This window comes from Nitrosomonas sp., assembly GCA_016703745.1.
GTDB lineage: Bacteria > Pseudomonadota > Gammaproteobacteria > Burkholderiales > Nitrosomonadaceae > Nitrosomonas.
The window spans coordinates 996,132-1,013,986 of sequence record JADJBK010000006.1 but is presented as its reverse complement, the minus strand read 5'-3'; the positions used below and the strand labels follow the sequence as shown (position 1 = coordinate 1,013,986).

General features: G+C 50.1%; 17 protein-coding genes. 14 read left to right on the top strand and 3 right to left on the bottom strand.

Features of this window, described 5'->3' with window-relative positions:
• The first annotated feature begins 100 nt into the window (after positions 1–100).
• Entirely contained in the window at positions 101–451 is a 351-nt protein-coding gene (arsD, locus tag IPG31_05765; GenBank protein MBK6617888.1) for an arsenite efflux transporter metallochaperone ArsD, read from the top strand.
• Positions 452–575: 124 nt separating this feature from the next.
• On the opposite strand, the gene IPG31_05760 is transcribed toward arsD, so the two are convergent.
• Positions 576–2,513: an ATP-dependent DNA helicase gene (locus IPG31_05760; GenBank protein MBK6617887.1), complete on the bottom strand. Its 1,938-nt coding sequence runs from the start codon at positions 2,511–2,513 to the stop codon at positions 576–578.
• 164 nt (positions 2,514–2,677) lie between these two features.
• Here IPG31_05760 and IPG31_05755 point away from each other — a divergent pair, with 164 nt between their 5' ends.
• From IPG31_05755 to lolD, 7 genes are all read left to right on the top strand, one after another.
• Positions 2,678–4,846: an LPS-assembly protein LptD gene (locus IPG31_05755; GenBank protein ID MBK6617886.1), complete on the top strand. Its 2,169-nt coding sequence runs from the start codon at positions 2,678–2,680 to the stop codon at positions 4,844–4,846.
• A gap of 42 nt (positions 4,847–4,888) precedes the next feature.
• A complete protein-coding gene (locus IPG31_05750) occupies positions 4,889–6,208 on the top strand; it encodes a peptidylprolyl isomerase (GenBank protein ID MBK6617885.1) in 1,320 nt (439 codons plus the stop codon).
• A 58-nt stretch (positions 6,209–6,266) separates the two neighbouring features.
• On the top strand, positions 6,267–7,289 hold the full coding sequence (pdxA, locus tag IPG31_05745) for a 4-hydroxythreonine-4-phosphate dehydrogenase PdxA (GenBank protein ID MBK6617884.1): 1,023 nt from the start codon (positions 6,267–6,269) through the stop codon (positions 7,287–7,289).
• On the top strand, positions 7,270–8,043 hold the full coding sequence (gene rsmA, locus IPG31_05740) for a 16S rRNA (adenine(1518)-N(6)/adenine(1519)-N(6))-dimethyltransferase RsmA (protein MBK6617883.1): 774 nt from the start codon (positions 7,270–7,272) through the stop codon (positions 8,041–8,043). Before pdxA ends, rsmA begins: the two co-directional genes overlap by 20 nt.
• A gap of 107 nt (positions 8,044–8,150) precedes the next feature.
• Positions 8,151–8,540, top strand: a complete 390-nt coding sequence (locus IPG31_05735) for a VOC family protein (GenBank protein ID MBK6617882.1) — start codon at positions 8,151–8,153, stop codon at positions 8,538–8,540.
• 141 nt (positions 8,541–8,681) lie between these two features.
• Positions 8,682–9,929 carry a lipoprotein-releasing ABC transporter permease subunit gene (locus tag IPG31_05730; protein MBK6617881.1) on the top strand — a complete coding sequence of 416 codons (1,248 nt, stop codon included), beginning with the start codon at positions 8,682–8,684 and terminating at the stop codon, positions 9,927–9,929.
• Positions 9,922–10,611 (top strand): lipoprotein-releasing ABC transporter ATP-binding protein LolD, encoded by a 690-nt coding sequence (gene lolD / locus IPG31_05725; GenBank protein MBK6617880.1) that lies wholly within the window; start codon positions 9,922–9,924, stop codon positions 10,609–10,611. Before IPG31_05730 ends, lolD begins: the two co-directional genes overlap by 8 nt.
• Before the next feature lie 3 nt (positions 10,612–10,614).
• On the opposite strand, the gene IPG31_05720 is transcribed toward lolD, so the two are convergent.
• The gene (locus IPG31_05720; GenBank protein ID MBK6617879.1) at positions 10,615–11,094 is read right to left on the bottom strand and encodes a transcriptional repressor; all 480 of its coding nucleotides are present in this window, start codon (positions 11,092–11,094) and stop codon (positions 10,615–10,617) included.
• Between the two features lie 176 nt (positions 11,095–11,270).
• Complete coding sequence (locus IPG31_05715; GenBank protein MBK6617878.1) at positions 11,271–13,022, bottom strand: ABC transporter ATP-binding protein; 1,752 nt, start codon at positions 13,020–13,022, stop codon at positions 11,271–11,273.
• A gap of 249 nt (positions 13,023–13,271) precedes the next feature.
• Here IPG31_05715 and IPG31_05710 point away from each other — a divergent pair, with 249 nt between their 5' ends.
• Genes IPG31_05710 through IPG31_05685 form a run of 6 tightly spaced genes read left to right on the top strand, consistent with a single transcriptional unit; the run spans position 13,272 to position 17,852 of the window.
• The gene (locus IPG31_05710) at positions 13,272–14,594 is read left to right on the top strand and encodes a (Fe-S)-binding protein (protein MBK6617877.1); all 1,323 of its coding nucleotides are present in this window, start codon (positions 13,272–13,274) and stop codon (positions 14,592–14,594) included.
• 55 nt (positions 14,595–14,649) lie between these two features.
• Entirely contained in the window at positions 14,650–15,276 is a 627-nt protein-coding gene (gene coq7 / locus IPG31_05705; GenBank protein ID MBK6617876.1) for a 2-polyprenyl-3-methyl-6-methoxy-1,4-benzoquinone monooxygenase, read from the top strand.
• Between the two features lie 42 nt (positions 15,277–15,318).
• On the top strand, positions 15,319–15,879 hold the full coding sequence (locus IPG31_05700; protein ID MBK6617875.1) for a YqgE/AlgH family protein: 561 nt from the start codon (positions 15,319–15,321) through the stop codon (positions 15,877–15,879).
• Between the two features lie 45 nt (positions 15,880–15,924).
• On the top strand, positions 15,925–16,365 hold the full coding sequence (gene ruvX / locus IPG31_05695; protein MBK6617874.1) for a Holliday junction resolvase RuvX: 441 nt from the start codon (positions 15,925–15,927) through the stop codon (positions 16,363–16,365).
• Positions 16,352–16,864 (top strand): bifunctional pyr operon transcriptional regulator/uracil phosphoribosyltransferase PyrR, encoded by a 513-nt coding sequence (gene pyrR, locus IPG31_05690; protein MBK6617873.1) that lies wholly within the window; start codon positions 16,352–16,354, stop codon positions 16,862–16,864. The genes ruvX and pyrR overlap by 14 nt, the downstream gene beginning before the upstream one ends.
• 31 nt (positions 16,865–16,895) lie before the next feature.
• Positions 16,896–17,852, top strand: coding sequence for an aspartate carbamoyltransferase catalytic subunit (locus IPG31_05685; protein MBK6617872.1), 957 nt, complete (start codon positions 16,896–16,898; stop codon positions 17,850–17,852).
• Positions 17,853–17,855: the final 3 nt, after the last annotated feature.

The window sequence follows — 17,855 nt, the reverse complement described above, 5'->3', positions numbered from 1 at the left end:
TCCTTCCCGGATTCCATAGCAAGAATGGTAAGATCATCCCGAATTCCGTGACTAAAATTGTAACGCAACTTGAAAACCTTAACTTTATTGGAGAATTAGAATGGCAACTATTCATATATTCGATCCTGCTTCATGCTGTAGTTCAGGAGGGTGTGGCTCCGATGTTGATCAGGCGTCGACCGGTTTTTCCGCTGATGTGGATTGGGTCAGACAACATGATGTGGCAATCGAACGTTTTGATCTGGGACAACACCCCATGGTTTTTGAAGATAATTCAACCGTGAAGGCTTTTCTGCAACGCTCTGGTGCGGAAGCCCTGCCATTAATACTGGTGGACGGTGAAGTGGCACTGGCGGGTCGTTACCCGCAGCGTGGTGAACTTGCCCGTTGGGCAGGAATTCCTCTGGAAGAGGCCGTGGAAGAATCGAGCTGTTGCGGTGGCTGCTGCTAAAGCAGATTGGGCTTATACATAATCAGGCCGCTGATGAGCGGTGGCTCAGCCTTGCTGTAAGTGCATGGCCGGTTGGTGTATTCCGCTAGCCGGCTCACTCCTCCAGATTGCGTAACTGTTTGTTTTAAGGAGTCGTTTTAATGAAATCGGTAACTGTTTGCGGATCACGTGTCCGTTTCATTGGCGGCAGGCTTTGCCAGATTCGTCTTCCGTAAGGTCTGGATATTAAACGTGGATCGCAGATCATCAATACGCCCCGGTCAGTTTCATCGCGGATCAAACGCCCTGCTCCCTGCTTCAGACTGATAATTGCGTGGGGTAACTGATATTCCATGAAGGCATTTCTCCCTGTTTTCCGGTACTGATCGATACGCGCGGATAATACCGGATCCTCGAGTGAGGCAAAGGGGAGTCGATCGATGATGACCAGAGACAGGGCGCGTCCGCGAACATCCACTCCTTCCCAGAATGACTGACTGCCAATCAGGACTGCGTTTCCCAATTGACGAAAACGTTCCAGCATCGCGGATCGGGTTTCCTGCCCCTGCAACAACAGGGGCAGTTCAAGCTGCTTGTCTGTGAACGCTGCCTGTAGTAACTCATAAACCTGCTGCATGGCGCGCAGACTGGTACATAAAAAGAAGGTGCGCCCCTGGTTGGCTTCGATGACTGGCAAGGCGGCGGTAATCATGCTTGCAGTATAGGTGCTGTCATTAGGATCGGGTAACTGGGTAGGTACATACAGTAGAGCTTGGTTCGGGAAATCAAATGGACTTTCCCAAACCATGGTTTCAGCTTTACTTAATCCCATAACCTGCTGGTAGTGAGAAAAATTACCTTTAACCGATAGTGTGGCTGAGGTAAATATCCAGGCACGGTTTGCGCTTTCAAGCTGCTTGCTGAACATTTCCGCAATCGATACCGGTGTGGTATTTAATTGCAGACTTTGACTATAGGATTCGATCCAGCTGACATGATCCTGATTATTTTCCTGTTTCAGCCAATGTTCGATTTTGCCGGTCAGCGTCAGCGCGCGTTGCCAGCAGCCTTCCAGTCCTTTTGATCGGGCTGCCTGGGTTTCCAGTAATGTATTCAGTTGCAACAGGGCAGATTTAAGTTTATCCAGAGCCGGATTGAATCCCTGATGCTGTTTTGCCAGAGCAGAAGATAGCCGCGTGTTTTTCTCGCCTATAGTCAAATGAAGATCAAGTGCGGCCTTTTCCACTTCACTGGCCGCATCCGGTAGCGGTGTAAAATCCTGAGCAGATAACGCCGCTTCGATGATCGTATCCCGAACCAGCGCTGATAATTGACCCGTGCTGACTGATTCACCAAAAAACAGACTGGCGATTTCAGGTAATTGATGCGCCTCATCGAATATGACTGTATCGCAGGCAGGCAGCAGCTCAGATAAACCTTCATCCTTGAGCATAATGTCCGCAAAAAACAGGTGATGGTTGACCACAATGAGATCTGCGGACAAGGCACGTTTGCGTGCCTCCATGACAAAGCATTGTTTAAATTGGGGGCAATCCGATCCCAGGCAGTTTTCACGGGTGGAGGTGACGTGCTGCCAGATCGATGCATGCTCCGGTACTTTATCCAGACCACTTTTGTCGCCATGACTGCTGTTGGCGGCATAGCGTTCGATCTGCGTCAGATAGTATGCATCCTGACGGCTGGAAAAGAAAACCTGATCGGATGTGAGCGTGTGTTCGAGATGGTAATGACAGATATAATTCGCTCGACCTTTCAGCAACGCAAGTGATGCCGGAATTTTTAACGCTGCGCGCATTGCGGGAATGTCACGGTAAAAAAGCTGCTCCTGCAGTGTTTTGGTTCCGGTGGATAAAATGGTTTTGCCACCGGATAACAGTGCGGGCACCAGGTAAGCAAACGTTTTTCCGGTTCCCGTTCCTGCCTCGGCAATCAGGGTCTTGCGGTTGGCCATAGCGCTGGAAATGGCTTGCGCCATTTCCCGTTGTTGTTCACGAGGACGATAATCCGCCACACTTTGTGCCAGCAAGCCATGTGCCGAGAAAATAGCAGAGAGATCAGACATCAGATCAGGAATTTATTGGATAATGGCAGCCATTCAGCAAAACAATCGAAGCCAGTTTGAAGAAGTGTTGTAATCAGCCCGGCATCATAACGCACTATGTGGCTGAACCAAACCCGATCGGCAGGCCAGTCATCTCTGAAAAGTTGAATTCCCATAAAAGTTCGATGATCCAATACAAATTCCTTTTTCTCTGGTGTGTGTTGTTATTAATGGCACCAGTTGCCGCCATGGGAGCAGACCGGTTGTTCAAGTCAGGAGACAAGCTGCCGGTTTATATTGAGGCAGATCGGTTTGATGGCTATGCGGGTCGTGAAATCGAGGCAAGCGGTCATGTCAAAATGCGCCAGAATGATCTGGAGTTGAAGGCGGATCGTGTCAAATATTTTCAGGATAGTGAGGCGGTGGAGGTGCAGGGTAACGCAACACTGAATCGTTCTGACGATATTCTGAGGGGGAGCTTGCTGCAATTGAATCTGCAGACCGGTACAGGTGAATTGAGTGATCCGCTTTATTTCATCAAGGATGGCAGTGGACGAGGGGGGGGCAAAATATTGTTCCTGGAGGGGGACGATCATTATCGTCTGAAGCAGGCGCGCTATACGACTTGTCAGGTGGGCGATGACGATTGGTACATTCATTCGTCTGATCTGGCAATTGACAAGACAAAAAAGGTAGGAACGGCGCGCAATGTGACAGTCCGTTTCAAGGATGTGCCTTTTCTTTATTTACCGTGGATGAATTTTTCTTTTGGGGGACAGCGTAAAACGGGGTTGCTGGCACCTATCTTTGGCAATACGGTCAGAAGTGGCGCAGAGGTATCGGTGCCCTTTTACTGGAATATTGCGCCAAACTATGATGCCACCATCACGCCGCGTTATATGAGTAAACGTGGTCTGATGTTCAATAATGAGTTTCGCTATCTGGGGCAAGCCCATGGCGGGCAATTATTGTTCGATATTCTGCCGGATGATTTGCTTACCAATGAAACCCGGTATGGCGTTGCTTTTGACCATACCCAATTGCTGGGCAATGGCTGGACAGGGTCGCTGCATTACGAGCGGGCATCCGATAGCAATTATTTTCGTGATCTGGCAACGAATGTGGCCTTTACTGCACGTACCAATTTGCCTCAGCAGGCAACAGCCTCCTATCTGGGTGAGCTGGGGCGTGATGGCTCTCTGGCGTTCAATATTCTGATGCAACAATTTCAGACCTTGCAGGATCCGCGCGCAACGATTGTTGCGCCACACAAGCGGTTGCCGCAACTCACGTTGAATGCCGTGAAGCGCAATGTGCACGGACTGGATCTCGATTTAACCGGTAACTGGACGCATTTTTCTCATCCAACCCTGCAAGATGGATCACGCCTGGCCCTGTATCCCAGTATCAGTGCTCCTTTGCAGAATTCATGGGGATACATCAAACCGCGTATCGGTGTGCACCACACGCGATACAACCTGAATGCACCAACCGGAACAGAGACGAAAGCATTGAATCGCACTCTGCCCATACTCAGTCTTGACAGTGGCCTGGTATTTGAACGTGATGTCAATTTATGGCAAGGAAAATATATACAAACACTCGAACCGAGATTGTTCTATGTTTACATTCCTTTTAAGGAACAAAACAACTTACCAAATTTTGATTCGGCCGAGATGGATTTTAGTTTTGCGCAAATTTTTTCAGAAAGAAGATTCAGTGGCGAGGATCGTATCAATGACGCCAATGAAATTACCATGGCGGTAACATCACGCCTGATTGAATCTTCAACCGGGAATGAGCGTATTCGCGCCACTATTGGGCAGAAAGTCCGTCTTGATGAACGCCGGTTAACGTTGACTTCCCCTCAGACAACGGCAGCTGGCGCGGATTTTATTGCTGAGCTGTCAGGCAGGATTACTCGGCATATCCTCACGGATGCAGGTGTGCAGCTCAATCAGAATAATTTTCTTACTGAAAAAATACGTGCCGGTATCAGTTATCATCCGCAACCGGGCAAGGTACTGAATATGGGTTATCGCTTCTCGCGTGATATTTTCGAGCAAGTGGATATTTCCACGCAATGGCCAATAACGAAAAGATGGCAAGCGCTGGCAAGTGCCAATTATTCGCTCAAGGATGACAAACTACTTGCCGGATTACTGGGCATTGAATATAACGCCTGTTGCTGGTCCCTGCGGCTGGTTGCCAATCGTTTTACCACCGCCACCCAAAGAACCTCCACCACCATTTTTGTGCAACTGGAATTGAACGATCTGATGAGTATCGGCACCAATCCCATACGTGTTTTACAGCAGGGTATCCCCGGCTATGTCCGAACAAGCATGCAGTAGCCATTCCTGAAATCTACCGACACCTTCGTAATTCCTGAAAGAATGAATATCCAATACTTTTACAAACCCTTTCTTGTCATAATCAGCTTGCTGGCGTCCACCAGTTTTGCCCAGTCATCGTTGGATCCTGCCGGATATCAATCTATTGATCGCATCGTGGTCGTGGTGGATGATGAGGTGATTACCCAGCAGGAGGCTGATGAGGTTTTACAAAATGCCCTCCGGCAACTGGAAAAACAGGGCACACAGTTGCCACGCCGGGATGTTTTGGAAAAACAGATACTGGAGCGCTTGATTCTCAAACGAATACGGTTGAATCGTGCGCGTGAACTGGGACTGGTTGTCAGTGATGATGCGGTGGAGCAAACCCTGCACCGTATTGCCCAGGACAATAATCTTTCAATGGAAGCATTTCGCGAGACACTGCAAAATGAAGGCACCGATATCCAGTTATTCCGTGAGGAAATCCGTGAAGAGATTTTGATGGTGCGCTTAAAAGAGCAGGAGGTGAACAGTCGGGTCAACGTTACCGAAAGTGAAATTAATAATTTCATGCAAACGCAGGAGAATTCGTCAATTGGCAATGATGATTATCGACTGGCGCACATATTGATTCAACTATCTGAAAAAATGGATACAAAACAGATTGAAGCCAGGGAGCAGCGTGCGCAGAGCGCGCTGGAACGCCTTAAGCAAGGTGCTGATTTTGCCCAGGTGGCTGCTGAGTTCTCGGATGCGCCCGATGCCATGCAGGGTGGAGTACTTGATTGGCGCCCCATTGGTCAAATGGGGCCCTTATTCACCAATTTGCTGGTGACCATGCAGATTGGCGAGTTGACACCTGTTGTTCGCAGTCCGATTGGATTTCATATTCTCAAACTATTGGATAGACGCAAGCAGGAAACGCCGGTGGTCATCATTGAGCAAACCCATGCTCAGCATATTCTGATCAAGATCAATGAACTGATGTCAGAGGATGATGCCTACCGACAAATCATGCAGATCAAGCGGCGTGTCGATAAGGGAGAAAGTTTTGCAGAATTGGCCAAGGCTCTTTCCGAAGATAACAGTGCGTCATCGGGAGGAGACTTAGGCTGGATTTCCCCTCGTGATACCGTGCCGGAGTTTGAACAAGCCATGAATGATTTGCTGCCAGACCAGGTAAGCCAGCCCGTGCGCACGACCTTTGGTTGGCATCTGATCAAGGTGATTGAACGTCGTAAACAGGATGTCAGCGAACAGCAGCAGCGCGAAGCCGCCCGTCAGGCGATTCATGCTCGTAAAGCGGAGGGTGTGGTGCAGGAGTGGATGCAACAACTTAGGGATCAGGCCTATGTTGAGTATATTGCTGAAGACAATTGATGCAAGTATTTTTACTTAAAGCTGTCAATCGTTCATTTACGTCACCAGGAAAATAATCATGGTAACTCATGTTCTACCTAGACTGATATTAACAGCCGGTGAGCCAGCCGGTATCGGCCCGGATCTTTGCGTACAGGTCGCGCAAACCTTGCAGCCTTGCCAATTGATTGTTATCGCTGATCGCGATCTGATCCGGGAGCGCGCACGTTGTTTGAAATTGCCGATCGAAATTCACGAATACGATGTTGCCGTGGATCGGCCGCATCAGGCAGGGCATCTGTCGGTCTGGCATGTGCCAACCCGTCAACCGGTAGTAACCGGCAAGCTTGATTCCCGTAATGCCACCTATGTACTTGAGACATTAAAGCGGGCCGTTCACGCCTGCCTTGGTGGTGATGCAGATGCGATGGTAACCGCACCTGTCCATAAAGGCATCATCAGTGAAAGTGGTGTCAAATTTTCAGGACATACCGAGTTTTTGTCTGAACTGACGAATAGTCGAGCAGTGATGATGCTGGTGGGCGGGGGGATGCGAGTGACGCTCGCCACCACCCATCTACCACTGAAAGAAGTGTCGGCGGCCATTACATCCGAATTACTGGAACAAAAATTACATACCATTCACCACGATCTAGTCACTCGTTTCAAAATCGGGCATCCCTGTATTGCCGTAGCCGGGTTGAATCCACATGCCGGAGAGTCTGGCCATCTGGGCCGGGAGGAAATTGATATCATCATTCCCGTTCTGGAGAGATTGCGCGCAGCGGGCATGAATGTGCTGGGACCGCTGCCGGCGGATACCCTGTTTGTACCGCACAAGCTCAAACAATATGATTGTATTCTGACCATGTATCACGACCAGGGGCTGCCAGTACTGAAACACGCAAGTTTTGGTGGTGGCGTCAATGTTAGTCTCGGTTTGCCGATCATCCGTACTTCGGTTGATCATGGTACCGCACTGGAACTGGCTGGCACCGGGCAGGCTGATCTTGGCAGTATGCAGGCTGCCATCGATATGGCGCTGGATCTTGCAGGCAAGGCAAAACTGCTCTCGATACCCGATGCGGCACATTCCGCGTAAACGATTCGGGCAGAATTTCCTGATCGATCAGGGTGTTATTCTTGAGATTATCAATCAGATCCATCCGACCAGAGAGGACCGGCTGATAGAAATCGGCCCGGGACTTGGTGCGCTCACTCGGCCCTTACTGGCGAGACTGAATGAATTACAGGTCATCGAAATCGACCGGGATATCGTCGCTCGGCTCGAACGTGATTTTTCTGGCAGTAACCTGGTTATTCATCATGCTGACGCCTTGAAATTTGATTTTTCCCGGGTGGGAGAAAAGCTGCGCATTGTTGGCAATCTGCCCTACAACATATCTACTCCACTATTGTTCCATCTGGCGAGTTTTGCGAGGCATATCCAGGATATGCACTTTATGTTGCAGCAGGAAGTTGTCGATCGCATGGTGGCAAAACCTTCTACAAGTGAATATGGACGTCTGTCCTTGATGTTGCAATACCGCTATGAGATGGAACGACTCCTGCAGGTTTCGGCGGAGTGTTTCCATCCTGTGCCCAAGGTTCAGTCCGCAGTGATCAGCTTGCGTCCACGCACGCGCCTGCTGATTTCCCCGGAACACGAATCCTTGTTCGCGGATATTGTCAGTGCAGCCTTCTCACAGCGACGTAAAACCCTGAGGAATACCATGAGAAATTATCTGGGTGACGCTGATTATGATTCCCTGCAAATTGATCCGGGATTGCGTGCCGAGAATCTTACGCTGGAGAATTTTTCAGCGATTACTTGCTATCTGGCTGACAGAAAGTGATCGTTTCCGGGTAGATTCAGGCTTAACAGTCTAAGAGAAGCTCACCGCCTGATATAGTGAAAGTCAGCCATCAGGCTCATTCCATACTCTAATCAAAAGGGAAAATCATGAAAAATAATCCGGTGGGCTGGTTTGAAATTTATGTTCAGGACATGCCCCGTGCAAAAGTATTCTATGAGGCTGTATTTCAGGGAACACTCACGCCGTTGGAAAATCCGGATCCAGAGAGTTTTCCGGGAATGGAAATGTGGGTATTTCCTTCTTTGATGGGAGGCTGTGGTGCGCCAGGAGCACTGGTACGTATGGCAGGCTATCCTTCTGGTGGCAGCGGTACAATGGTGTATTTCTCATGTGATGATTGCGCAATGGAAGCCGCGCGAGCGGCGTCAAGCGGTGGCAAAGTTCTCTACGAGAAAATGTCGATTGGCGAACATGGTTTTATCGCAATGGTGACGGATACGGAAGGCAATGTCATCGGCCTTCATTCAATGCATTGATGATCGGATGAGCGGGCTGGCATGTTGTACATCGAAACTGAATCCACCTGCCAAAATCGCAGCGGCTGAATGTGTTGCGTCATAACCCTATTGGGGAGATATGGCATACTTCGCGCTTGATTGATTTTTCCGGAAAACATAGTGACCGCATACGAATTCATGATCGGCCTGCGTTATACACGCGCCAAACGCCGTAATCATTTTATTTCCTTCATCTCGCTGATTTCACTCTTGGGCATTACGCTGGGAATGACGGCGCTGATCACCGTTATGTCGGTAATGAATGGTTTCCACAAGGAAGTGCGCGCGCGCATTCTGGGGGTAGCCTCGCATGTGCAGATTGGCAGTTTCCAAGGCAGCGTGACGGATTGGCAGGATCTTGCGGCAGTGGCCATGAAGCAGCCACAGGTTGCCGCAGCCGCTCCCTATGTTGATGCACAGGGAATGCTTTCCTACCAGCAAGTGGTGCGTGGCGTCAGCGTGCGCGGTATTTTGCCGGATACCGAAAACAAGGTAGCGGATTTTGCCAACAGGATGGTGATGGGTGAATTCAGCCAGTTGCAGGCAGGCGAATTTGGCATGGTAATTGGCCTGGAACTGGCCCGCAGCCTCGGCGCCTACCCTGGAGATAAAATCACGCTGATCTCCCCGCAGGGGCAGGTGACGCCAGCCGGTATTCTGCCGCGCATGAAGCAGTTTACGGTGGTGGGCGTATTTGAAGCGGGACATTTTGAATACGACTCCGGCCTGGCGCTGATTCATCTGGCGGATGCGCAAAAACTCTACCGGATGGCACCCAATGAGGTATCCGGGGTGCGACTTAAGTTGCATGATCTTTTCCAGGCGCCGCAAGTGGTACGGAATCTCGTGAATCAATTGACTGCAAACTATTATTTGACCGACTGGACGCAGCAGCACGCCAATTATTTCCGGGCAATTCAGATTGAAAAGCGCATGTTATCGCTGATTCTTGCGTTAATTATTGCGGTGGCGGCGTTTAATATCGTATCAACCCTGGTGATGGCGGTGACGGACAAGCAATCGGATATTGCGATTCTCCGCACGCTGGGGGCGAGTCCCGGCAGCATCATGAAGATTTTTATCGTGCAGGGCACGATGATTGGTCTGCTGGGCACGCTACTCGGCCTGCTGGGTGGAATTTTGCTGGCGGTTAACGTCGGCGATCTGGTGGCGTGGATCGAGGGGCTATTCAATATTCAGTTTTTATCCCAGGAAGTCTATTACATCAGCAAGATTCCTTCTGAGCCGCAGCTGGCGGATATCGTTACAGTTGCGCTCGTTTCGTTCGTGTTGACGCTGCTGGCCACGCTCTATCCAAGCTATCGCGCATCCAAAGTGAATCCAGCCGAGGCGCTGCGCTATGAGTAAAACCGTCATTGCCTGTCGCGATCTGCATAAAAGTTATTTCCAGGGAAAGCATGAAGTGCCGGTACTGCATGGCGTTAATCTGCAGCTGCATGAAGGCGAACTGGTTGCAATTGTTGGTGCCTCCGGTTCAGGAAAAAGCACCCTGCTGCATCTGCTTGGCGGGCTGGACAATCCAACCCAGGGCAAAGTGCTGCTGCAGGATCAGGATCTGGCCGGGGTTGGTGAACAGCAGCGCGGACATTTACGTAACCAGTTTCTCGGTTTTGTTTATCAGTTTCATCATTTGCTGGCAGAATTTACCGCGCAGGAAAATGTGGCGATGCCGCTACTGATCCGGCGTGTCGATAAAAAGACAGCAATGGAACAAGCGGCGCAAATGTTATGCAACGTTGGTCTTGAGCATCGCTTGACCCATACGCCAGGCGAATTATCCGGAGGCGAGCGTCAACGTGCCGCCGTCGCGCGTGCATTGGTGACGTTGCCAGCCTGTGTGCTGGCGGATGAACCAACCGGCAATCTTGACCGGCATACTGCGGAGGGTGTGTTCGATCTGATGTTGCGTCTGAATCGCAAGGTGAATGCCGGTATGATCATCGTAACCCACGATACCCAGCTTGCCAGCCGGGCAGATCGAGTGTTGCAACTGGTGGATGGCGTGTTGACAGATCAAACACCATCCTGATTTTTATTTTCGCGGTATTGACGGCAAATTTTTGCGACAGTTTGCACATAAACCGTGCAGCTCCAGCTGCTGACCGGTGAGTGTAAAGCCGGTATGTTCAATACTGTGCGTAAGCTCCGCCATGATGCGTTTTTGAATACCGACTTCCTGCACTCTTTTGCAGTGGTCGCAGATCAGGAATTGAGGGATTTCATGGGGATGGTCGCACGCGATGTGAGCGCAGGCGATGAAACGATTGGCTGTTTCCAGCTTGTGCACCAGCTTTTCATGAATCAGAAAATGCATGATTCGGTACACCGACATGACGGGCAGCGTTTCGTTAAATTGCCTCTTGTATTGTTCGGCGATTTCATACGCTGACAGTGGAACGGAGGTGGAGAGCAATACCAGTAACACATGCTGGCGTTTGGTTGTCAGTTTTGCGCCGGTGGATGCACATAGCATCATGGTTTTCTGGATGATTTGTTCTATGCTGGCTGACATTCGGTAAATTCTCTGTTTAACCTGTATTCCGACTATATTCGTGCATGATACGCGTAAAAATATGTGGTTTATTGAGTTCAGCGCGATTGCCAGTCAATTGCAACAACATTGTGCAGGCAATAGTAATTTATCGATGCTGATTCATTAACCCATTCACGTAGCCAGAGTAAGCGCAATTAATTTACTTTTTCAGCAGGGTTGATGGTGTGGTGATTTGCCAATATTTTCATCCGATCAATGCGGGTATCCGATAGCAATTCTGCCTGCCCATCGGCCAGAATAAACACTCTGTCGGCGGCATTGATGACTGCAGGCTGATGAGAAACTGTAACGATTGTGAAGTCACGCGACAAGCGTTGCAGGGTGTCGCAAATGATGCGCTCACTTTCAGGGTCAAGGGCGCTGGTGGGTTCATCGAGCAGCAGCAGTTTGGGTTGATGGACAAGCGCTCTGGCAATGGCGATACGTTGTCGTTGACCACCTGATAGCATACCGCCACGCTCACCGACGATGGTATCGATGCCATCGGTAAGCTGACTGACAAACTCCCAGGCGCCGGCCTGCTGGAGCGCCCGCTCGATATCCTCGACCTGGATATCCGGTTCACCAACCAGAATATTGTTGCGAATGCTGTCATGCAGCAGGACTGTATCTTGAGATACATAACCAATCAGATGCCGCCACTTTCGTAAATCAACATGATGTAATGCCGCGCCATCGATCAGAATTTCTCCTGATCTGGGTTCCGCCAGTCCGCACAGCAGATCCAGCAAGGTACTCTTGCCTGCACCGGATGGACCCATGACCGCCGTAAATGATTTCACCGGAATGTCCATATCCAGGTTTCTGAAAACGGTTTTATTCTCATAGCTGAATGCGATCTGGCGTAAGTGTATTCCCAGTTCCAGAGTGGGTGTCAACGTGCCAGTCATTCTCTCCGCTTCCTGTCGCGCGTCCTCGGCTGCCTTGCGCAAGGCCCAGTATGCGCTTTCCTGAACAGCGAGTTGCTGGTAGCGGCGCTGCGCCTTGTTGAACAAGCCGAGTATGCGGGTCAGCAAAAATACCATTACCATTACTTCGGGCAAAGATAGATGCCAGACGGCTAGCGCGAGGTATAAACCACTGGCGGTCAATGCCGCCAGAATCGGTTCCTGCAGGGCAAGCATGGCTGCACGGTTGGTGACTTCCTTGCGGGTTGCTCTTTCCAGTTGCTGGGTTTGTTCGTGCAGGATAGCATCCGCGACTTTGTCCCGCGCCATGGCTTTCAGGGATTTTACGGAAGCAAGCGCATCTGTCAGATAAGTCAGTAAATGGCGCAATAATTGGGTTTGTTTGTTACCGGCGCGTTTGGTTGCCCGAACCAGGCTGTGTAATACAAAGAATAGAATTGAGCTGATCAGCAGAGATGCCAGCGTGGCTTCCCAGGAGATAAACCAGGCTACCAGACTGTAGACGATGACCTGAATGGCCAGCGCCAAGACATTGACACTATGTTCAAAACCATTGGCGGCACGATACGCTTCGGTAGCAACCGAATTGGCAAGCGCACCGATTGGCTGACGCAGGTAATATTGCCAGCGGCTTGCTAGCAAGGCTTCGATCAGATCCAGTCGTAACCGCGTTGCGACATGTGCAACGGTATAACCCACCTGGCGATTAGTCAGTAGCAGAATGATTCCTTTAAGAAACATACCGCCGACGATGACCAGCAGGATGGTCTCCAGTGAAGGATTGATGCCGATTTGTTGCAAAAACCCCATGACCATTTGGCCAATACTGGAATCCACCGACTCTCCCACGGCAATGGATAACAGTGGCAGCAGCGCTGTCAGACTGAGTGCTTCGGCTACGCCTGCAAGTAGCAGCGCAAACAGCACAAACGCGCTGCGCCTGGGGAAAACCATGATGTAAGTGACTAAGGTGCGCATGCTGTAGATAATAACTGTGATTGTTGAATGCTTGCTGATTAATGGGAGGGAATTTTACAGTCATCCCACCACAACAATAAGCGAACTGAAAGAATTTTGTAACCGGGCACAGGGCCACAAATTAATGATGTGGTAATTAGTTGTTCTTGAAAATCAAACTGGACACTGGCGTCGTTACCAAAATATACTGAACCGAGTCACAATAGTCGATAGGTTTGTAACACAGATAAAAAATCTCCTGGTTAAAAAATGGTGCAACCCCTTACTGATTCCATTCAGAATACGATACAGGCAGCGCTGCTCGCCGAGGCTGACCGGTGTGTGGCTTGCGGGTTGTGTTTGCCGCATTGTCCGACTTATCGCTTAACCCTGTCTGAAGCGGATTCGCCACGAGGTCGTATTGCGTTGATGAGTGGTGTGGCAACAGATCGTATTCCCATGAATGACCGATTTATACAGCATATGGACAGGTGTCTGACTTGCCGTGCTTGTGAATCTGTGTGTCCGAGTCAGGTGGCTTATGGCCAACTGATTGATTCCGCGCGTGTGATGATTCGGCACAAACAAATATCTCAAAGTGGGGATATTGTTGAAACACCTGCAGCAAGCCAGCCGATTCCAAGCAAGGCCAAGGACGGGCTGCGGTCTTTCATGGAGCGGCAATGGATTGCCAGGCCATCCCGTTTTGATGCTTTGCGCCCGTGGGTGCGCCTGCTGGTTAAAAGTGGTCTGCTAGCCAGATTATTGCGTTCAAAATTTTTTAGCCACCATGCACTGCTGCAAGCACAATGGTGTTTGACGGCTCGAAATTTGCCAGGGCATCGGTGGCAGCAGTACTATTCTGCTAAGGGAGCATGCCGTGGTGAGGTTGGATTGTTTCTGGGTTGTGTGGCGCGGATAAGCGATTCAGAAACGCTGCTTTCAGCGATAAAGCTGTTGACTCAATTGGGTTACGCCGTGCATGTGCCAAAGACGCAGACCTGCTGTGGTGCGTTACATCAACACAGTGGGCGTGTGGAGGAGGCTGCCAATTTTGCTGAGTGTAACCAGCAGGCTTTTTCCGGCCTGGATGTTCAGGCGATTGTTAGCACGGCTTCCGGCTGTGGTGTGCAATTGCTGGAGCACACGAAACCGGGCAGGGTGGACGGCTCGCCTGTGCCCGTGCTGGATATCAGTCAGTTTCTTGTGCAGCAGAATTGGGATGGCTTTAAGTTTGCCCCCCTGCGGAAAAAGGTTTGGGTGCATGAGCCTTGTACACTACGTAATGTATTGCGTGCGGCTGACCTGAATTATTCCTTGTTGGCACTGATTCCTGAGCTTGAGGTGCGGCCTCTGGAAGGCAATGATCAATGCTGTGGCGCGGCAGGCACCTATTTTCTGGATCAACCTGAATTTGCCGAGGCCTTGCTTGAGGACAAAGTGAGTGCTTTGCGCACAGCGGGAGCCGATTATCTGGTGACGGCAAATATCGGTTGTGCGTTACATATGGGTAATGGTCTGCTAAAAAAAGGGATAAATATGGAAGTCTTGCATCCAGTGACATTGCTTGCTCGTCAAATATGTTTACAATGATGAATCAGATAACGGGTATTCAGGTCAAAATGGATACTAAACAGGGGGAGCGGCTATGCTGCAGATAGACAAATTGATTGTGGGATTTGATAATGCGCTGCGCACACTGTTAGTGCCGGCGAACACATTGCGGCCGGTTCCAGGGGGGCATCTGCCAGAAAATGAATTAAGTGCATATGAGAAAAGGCAATCTGCAGCATTGATGCGGATCAATCATGTGGGCGAAATATGTGCTCAGGCACTTTACCAGGGGCAAGCCCTTACTGCCCGTAATGAACGCATTCAAGAGGCGTTAAATCATGCTGCGCGGGAAGAGACCGAGCACCTGGCGTGGACAGAGCGACGTATTGCCGAACTGGGTGGACGTAAGAGTTTGTTGAATCCTGTCTGGTATGGTGGATCATTCATGCTTGGGCTGATTGCAGGTGCGCTGGGTGATAAATGGAATTTGGGTTTTCTGGCGGAAACGGAGCGCCAGGTTGAGGCGCATCTGGCGGGTCATTTGGAGCGGCTGCCTTATCAGGATGAGCGCAGTCGCGCAATTGTCGCGCAAATGAAAATTGACGAGGCTAGCCATGCCAGCATGGCTGTTACGTATGGTGGAGGGGAGTTGCCTTTACCCGTCAAATTTACGATGAAGCTAAGTGCTAAAGTCATGACGCATACCGCCTATTGGGTCTAATGCGCGCTTTAATAAAACGTTTTTTCTGAAGGAAGGATTGCAATGGAAAACGTCAATCTAACTGATCATTTTCTGATAGCCATGCCAAGCCTTGAAAATTCATTCTTTGCCAAAACGCTGATCTACGTTTGTGAGCATGATGAGGAGGGTGCGCTGGGATTGGTTGTTAATCGCCCAACTGATATTTCAGTCGAGAAACTTTTGCAGCATTTGGGTATTTCCCCGGGAGAGTTAAGGGCAGGCTCACTGCCGGTTCTGGTAGGGGGGCCAGTGCAGGTCGATGGGGGCTTTGTGCTGCATCAGCCCGTAGGATTATGGCAATCTACCCTTACAACCAATGCAACGACCGGGTTGACTGCATCGATTGATATTTTGCAGGCGGCTGCCCATCATCAGGGACCGGATAAAATGCTGGTGACACTGGGTTATGCGGGCTGGGCTGCCGGACAGCTCGAACAGGAACTTGCACAAAATGCCTGGTTGACCGTACCCGCTTCAGCAGAAATTTTATTTGAGATGCCGTCCGAAAAAAGATTGCCAGCCGCAATGGAGCTCCTGGGTATCGATTATTGTCATTTATCCCATCAGGTGGGCCATGCATAATATTTCATATCTGAGTCAAAACAGGCAAGCGGACGGCTGGAGTATCTGAATAGCGTGTGTTCATCTGGTACTGTGCTGGCTTTTGATTTTGGTGAACGGCGTGTTGGGGTGGCAATTGGGGAAGATGAACTGCGGCTGGCGCATCCTTTGGCTACAATTGATGCAGTCGTGACCAAAGTGCGCTTTGATGCCATCGCCAGATTGATCGAGGAGTGGCGCCCCGTGTTGCTGGTTGTCGGATTGTCAGTACATGCGGATGGCACCGAACAATCATTAACGCTACTATGCGAACGTTTTTCCAGGCGGCTGCAAGGGCGTTTTAAACTGCCGGTTGTTATGGTCGATGAACGCTATACAACTGTTACAGCGCAATCTGCCTTAAGAGAGGCGGGTATAATAGGGCGTAAGCAGCGCACCATGATCGATCAGGTTGCGGCACAACATATTCTTCAATCCTTTTTTGACTCACTTGATGCTTCTACCTGACGCTGAACAACTGCTGGCCGGACTGATTGAGCGTTTACGACTCGTTATTGCGACTGATACTGTAATCGTTGGCATTCATACCGGAGGCGTCTGGCTTGCCCGGCGTATTCATGATGCATTACAGTTGTCTGCACCAATCGGGGTGCTGGATATTTCCTTTTATCGGGATGATTACAGCAAAATCGGCCTGCATCCGCAGGTCAGACCCTCCGAGCTTCCTTTTGATGTGGAAAACAGCAAAATTCTGCTGGTGGATGATGTACTTTTCACGGGCAGGACGGTGCGTGCTGCAGTAAACGAGTTATTCGACTACGGTCGTCCTGCCTGTATTCATCTGGCGGTACTGGTGGATCGCGGCGGGCGAGAGCTGCCGATTAATCCACAGTACACCGGAACAGAGTTGGTTCTGCCTGAAAACAGTATGCTGGAACTCAAACAGAATGAGAATGAGAGGTTGAGTCTGGAATTGCATCTGTCTGATATAGAAAGTGAAGCATGACTGGATGTCGCATCATAAATAACGCTGGCTTATGAGCAGACATCCACAGTTAAATTCCAATGGAGACTTGCAGCACCTGCTGACCATGGAAGGATTGTCTGCATCCATTTTGGAGCAGATACTCGATACCGCAGAATCGTTTGTGGGCGTTACTGAACGAGATGTCAAAAAAATTCCGCTGCTGCGTGGCAAATCAGTATTCAATCTGTTTTTTGAACCCAGCACGCGTACCCGTACCACCTTTGAAATTGCCGCTAAACGTCTTTCTGCCGATGTGATCAATCTGAATATGGCGGTCTCTTCGCAAACCAAAGGTGAGACACTGCTGGATACCGTCGATAATCTGGCCGCCATGCATGCCGATATTTTTGTGGTGCGTCACAATTTAAGTGGCGCCGCGCATCTGATCGCCCGGCATGTGCGGCCAGAAATTCATGTCATCAACGCCGGTGATGGCTGGCATGCCCATCCCACCCAGGCATTGCTGGATATGTTTACGATTCGTCGCTATAAACAGGACTTCCATACGCTGCGTGTTGCGATTGTGGGTGACGTACTGCACTCTCGGGTGGCGCGTTCCCAGATTCATGCATTAACTACCCTGGGCGTGCCCGAGATTCGCGTTATTGCACCCAAAACCCTGCTGCCGGCAAAAATTGAGCGTCTTGGAGTACATGTTTATCACGATATGTCGCAAGGACTGAAAGATGTGGATGTATTGATGATGCTGCGCTTGCAGCATGAACGCATGCAATCCGCACATTTGCCGAGCAGTGAAGAATATTTCAAATATTACGGCCTGACACCTCAAAAACTCGCGCTGGCAAAAGCTGATGCAATCGTTATGCATCCCGGACCCATGAACCGAGGTGTCGAAATTGATTCCGATGTTGCAGATGGTGCGCAATCTGTGATTCTGCCTCAGGTGAATTTTGGTATCGCGGTACGTATGGCGGTTATGTCAATGCTTGTCGGCTCTCAAAGTTGAGTA

Excerpts from the sequence above, each read along its gene's own strand:
- arsD (MBK6617888.1), top strand. The coding sequence starts at position 101 with ATGGCAACTATTCATATATTCGATCCTGCTTCATGCTGTAGTTCAGGA.
- IPG31_05760 (MBK6617887.1), bottom strand. The coding sequence starts at position 2,513 with ATGTCTGATCTCTCTGCTATTTTCTCGGCACATGGCTTGCTGGCACAA.
- IPG31_05755 (MBK6617886.1), top strand. The coding sequence starts at position 2,678 with ATGATCCAATACAAATTCCTTTTTCTCTGGTGTGTGTTGTTATTAATG.
- IPG31_05750 (MBK6617885.1), top strand. The coding sequence starts at position 4,889 with ATGAATATCCAATACTTTTACAAACCCTTTCTTGTCATAATCAGCTTG.
- pdxA (MBK6617884.1), top strand. The coding sequence starts at position 6,267 with ATGGTAACTCATGTTCTACCTAGACTGATATTAACAGCCGGTGAGCCA.
- rsmA (MBK6617883.1), top strand. The coding sequence starts at position 7,270 with ATGCGGCACATTCCGCGTAAACGATTCGGGCAGAATTTCCTGATCGAT.
- IPG31_05735 (MBK6617882.1), top strand. The coding sequence starts at position 8,151 with ATGAAAAATAATCCGGTGGGCTGGTTTGAAATTTATGTTCAGGACATG.
- lolD (MBK6617880.1), top strand. The coding sequence starts at position 9,922 with ATGAGTAAAACCGTCATTGCCTGTCGCGATCTGCATAAAAGTTATTTC.
- IPG31_05720 (MBK6617879.1), bottom strand. The coding sequence starts at position 11,094 with ATGTCAGCCAGCATAGAACAAATCATCCAGAAAACCATGATGCTATGT.
- IPG31_05715 (MBK6617878.1), bottom strand. The coding sequence starts at position 13,022 with ATGCGCACCTTAGTCACTTACATCATGGTTTTCCCCAGGCGCAGCGCG.
- IPG31_05710 (MBK6617877.1), top strand. The coding sequence starts at position 13,272 with ATGGTGCAACCCCTTACTGATTCCATTCAGAATACGATACAGGCAGCG.
- coq7 (MBK6617876.1), top strand. The coding sequence starts at position 14,650 with ATGCTGCAGATAGACAAATTGATTGTGGGATTTGATAATGCGCTGCGC.
- IPG31_05700 (MBK6617875.1), top strand. The coding sequence starts at position 15,319 with ATGGAAAACGTCAATCTAACTGATCATTTTCTGATAGCCATGCCAAGC.
- pyrR (MBK6617873.1), top strand. The coding sequence starts at position 16,352 with ATGCTTCTACCTGACGCTGAACAACTGCTGGCCGGACTGATTGAGCGT.
- IPG31_05685 (MBK6617872.1), top strand. The coding sequence starts at position 16,896 with ATGAGCAGACATCCACAGTTAAATTCCAATGGAGACTTGCAGCACCTG.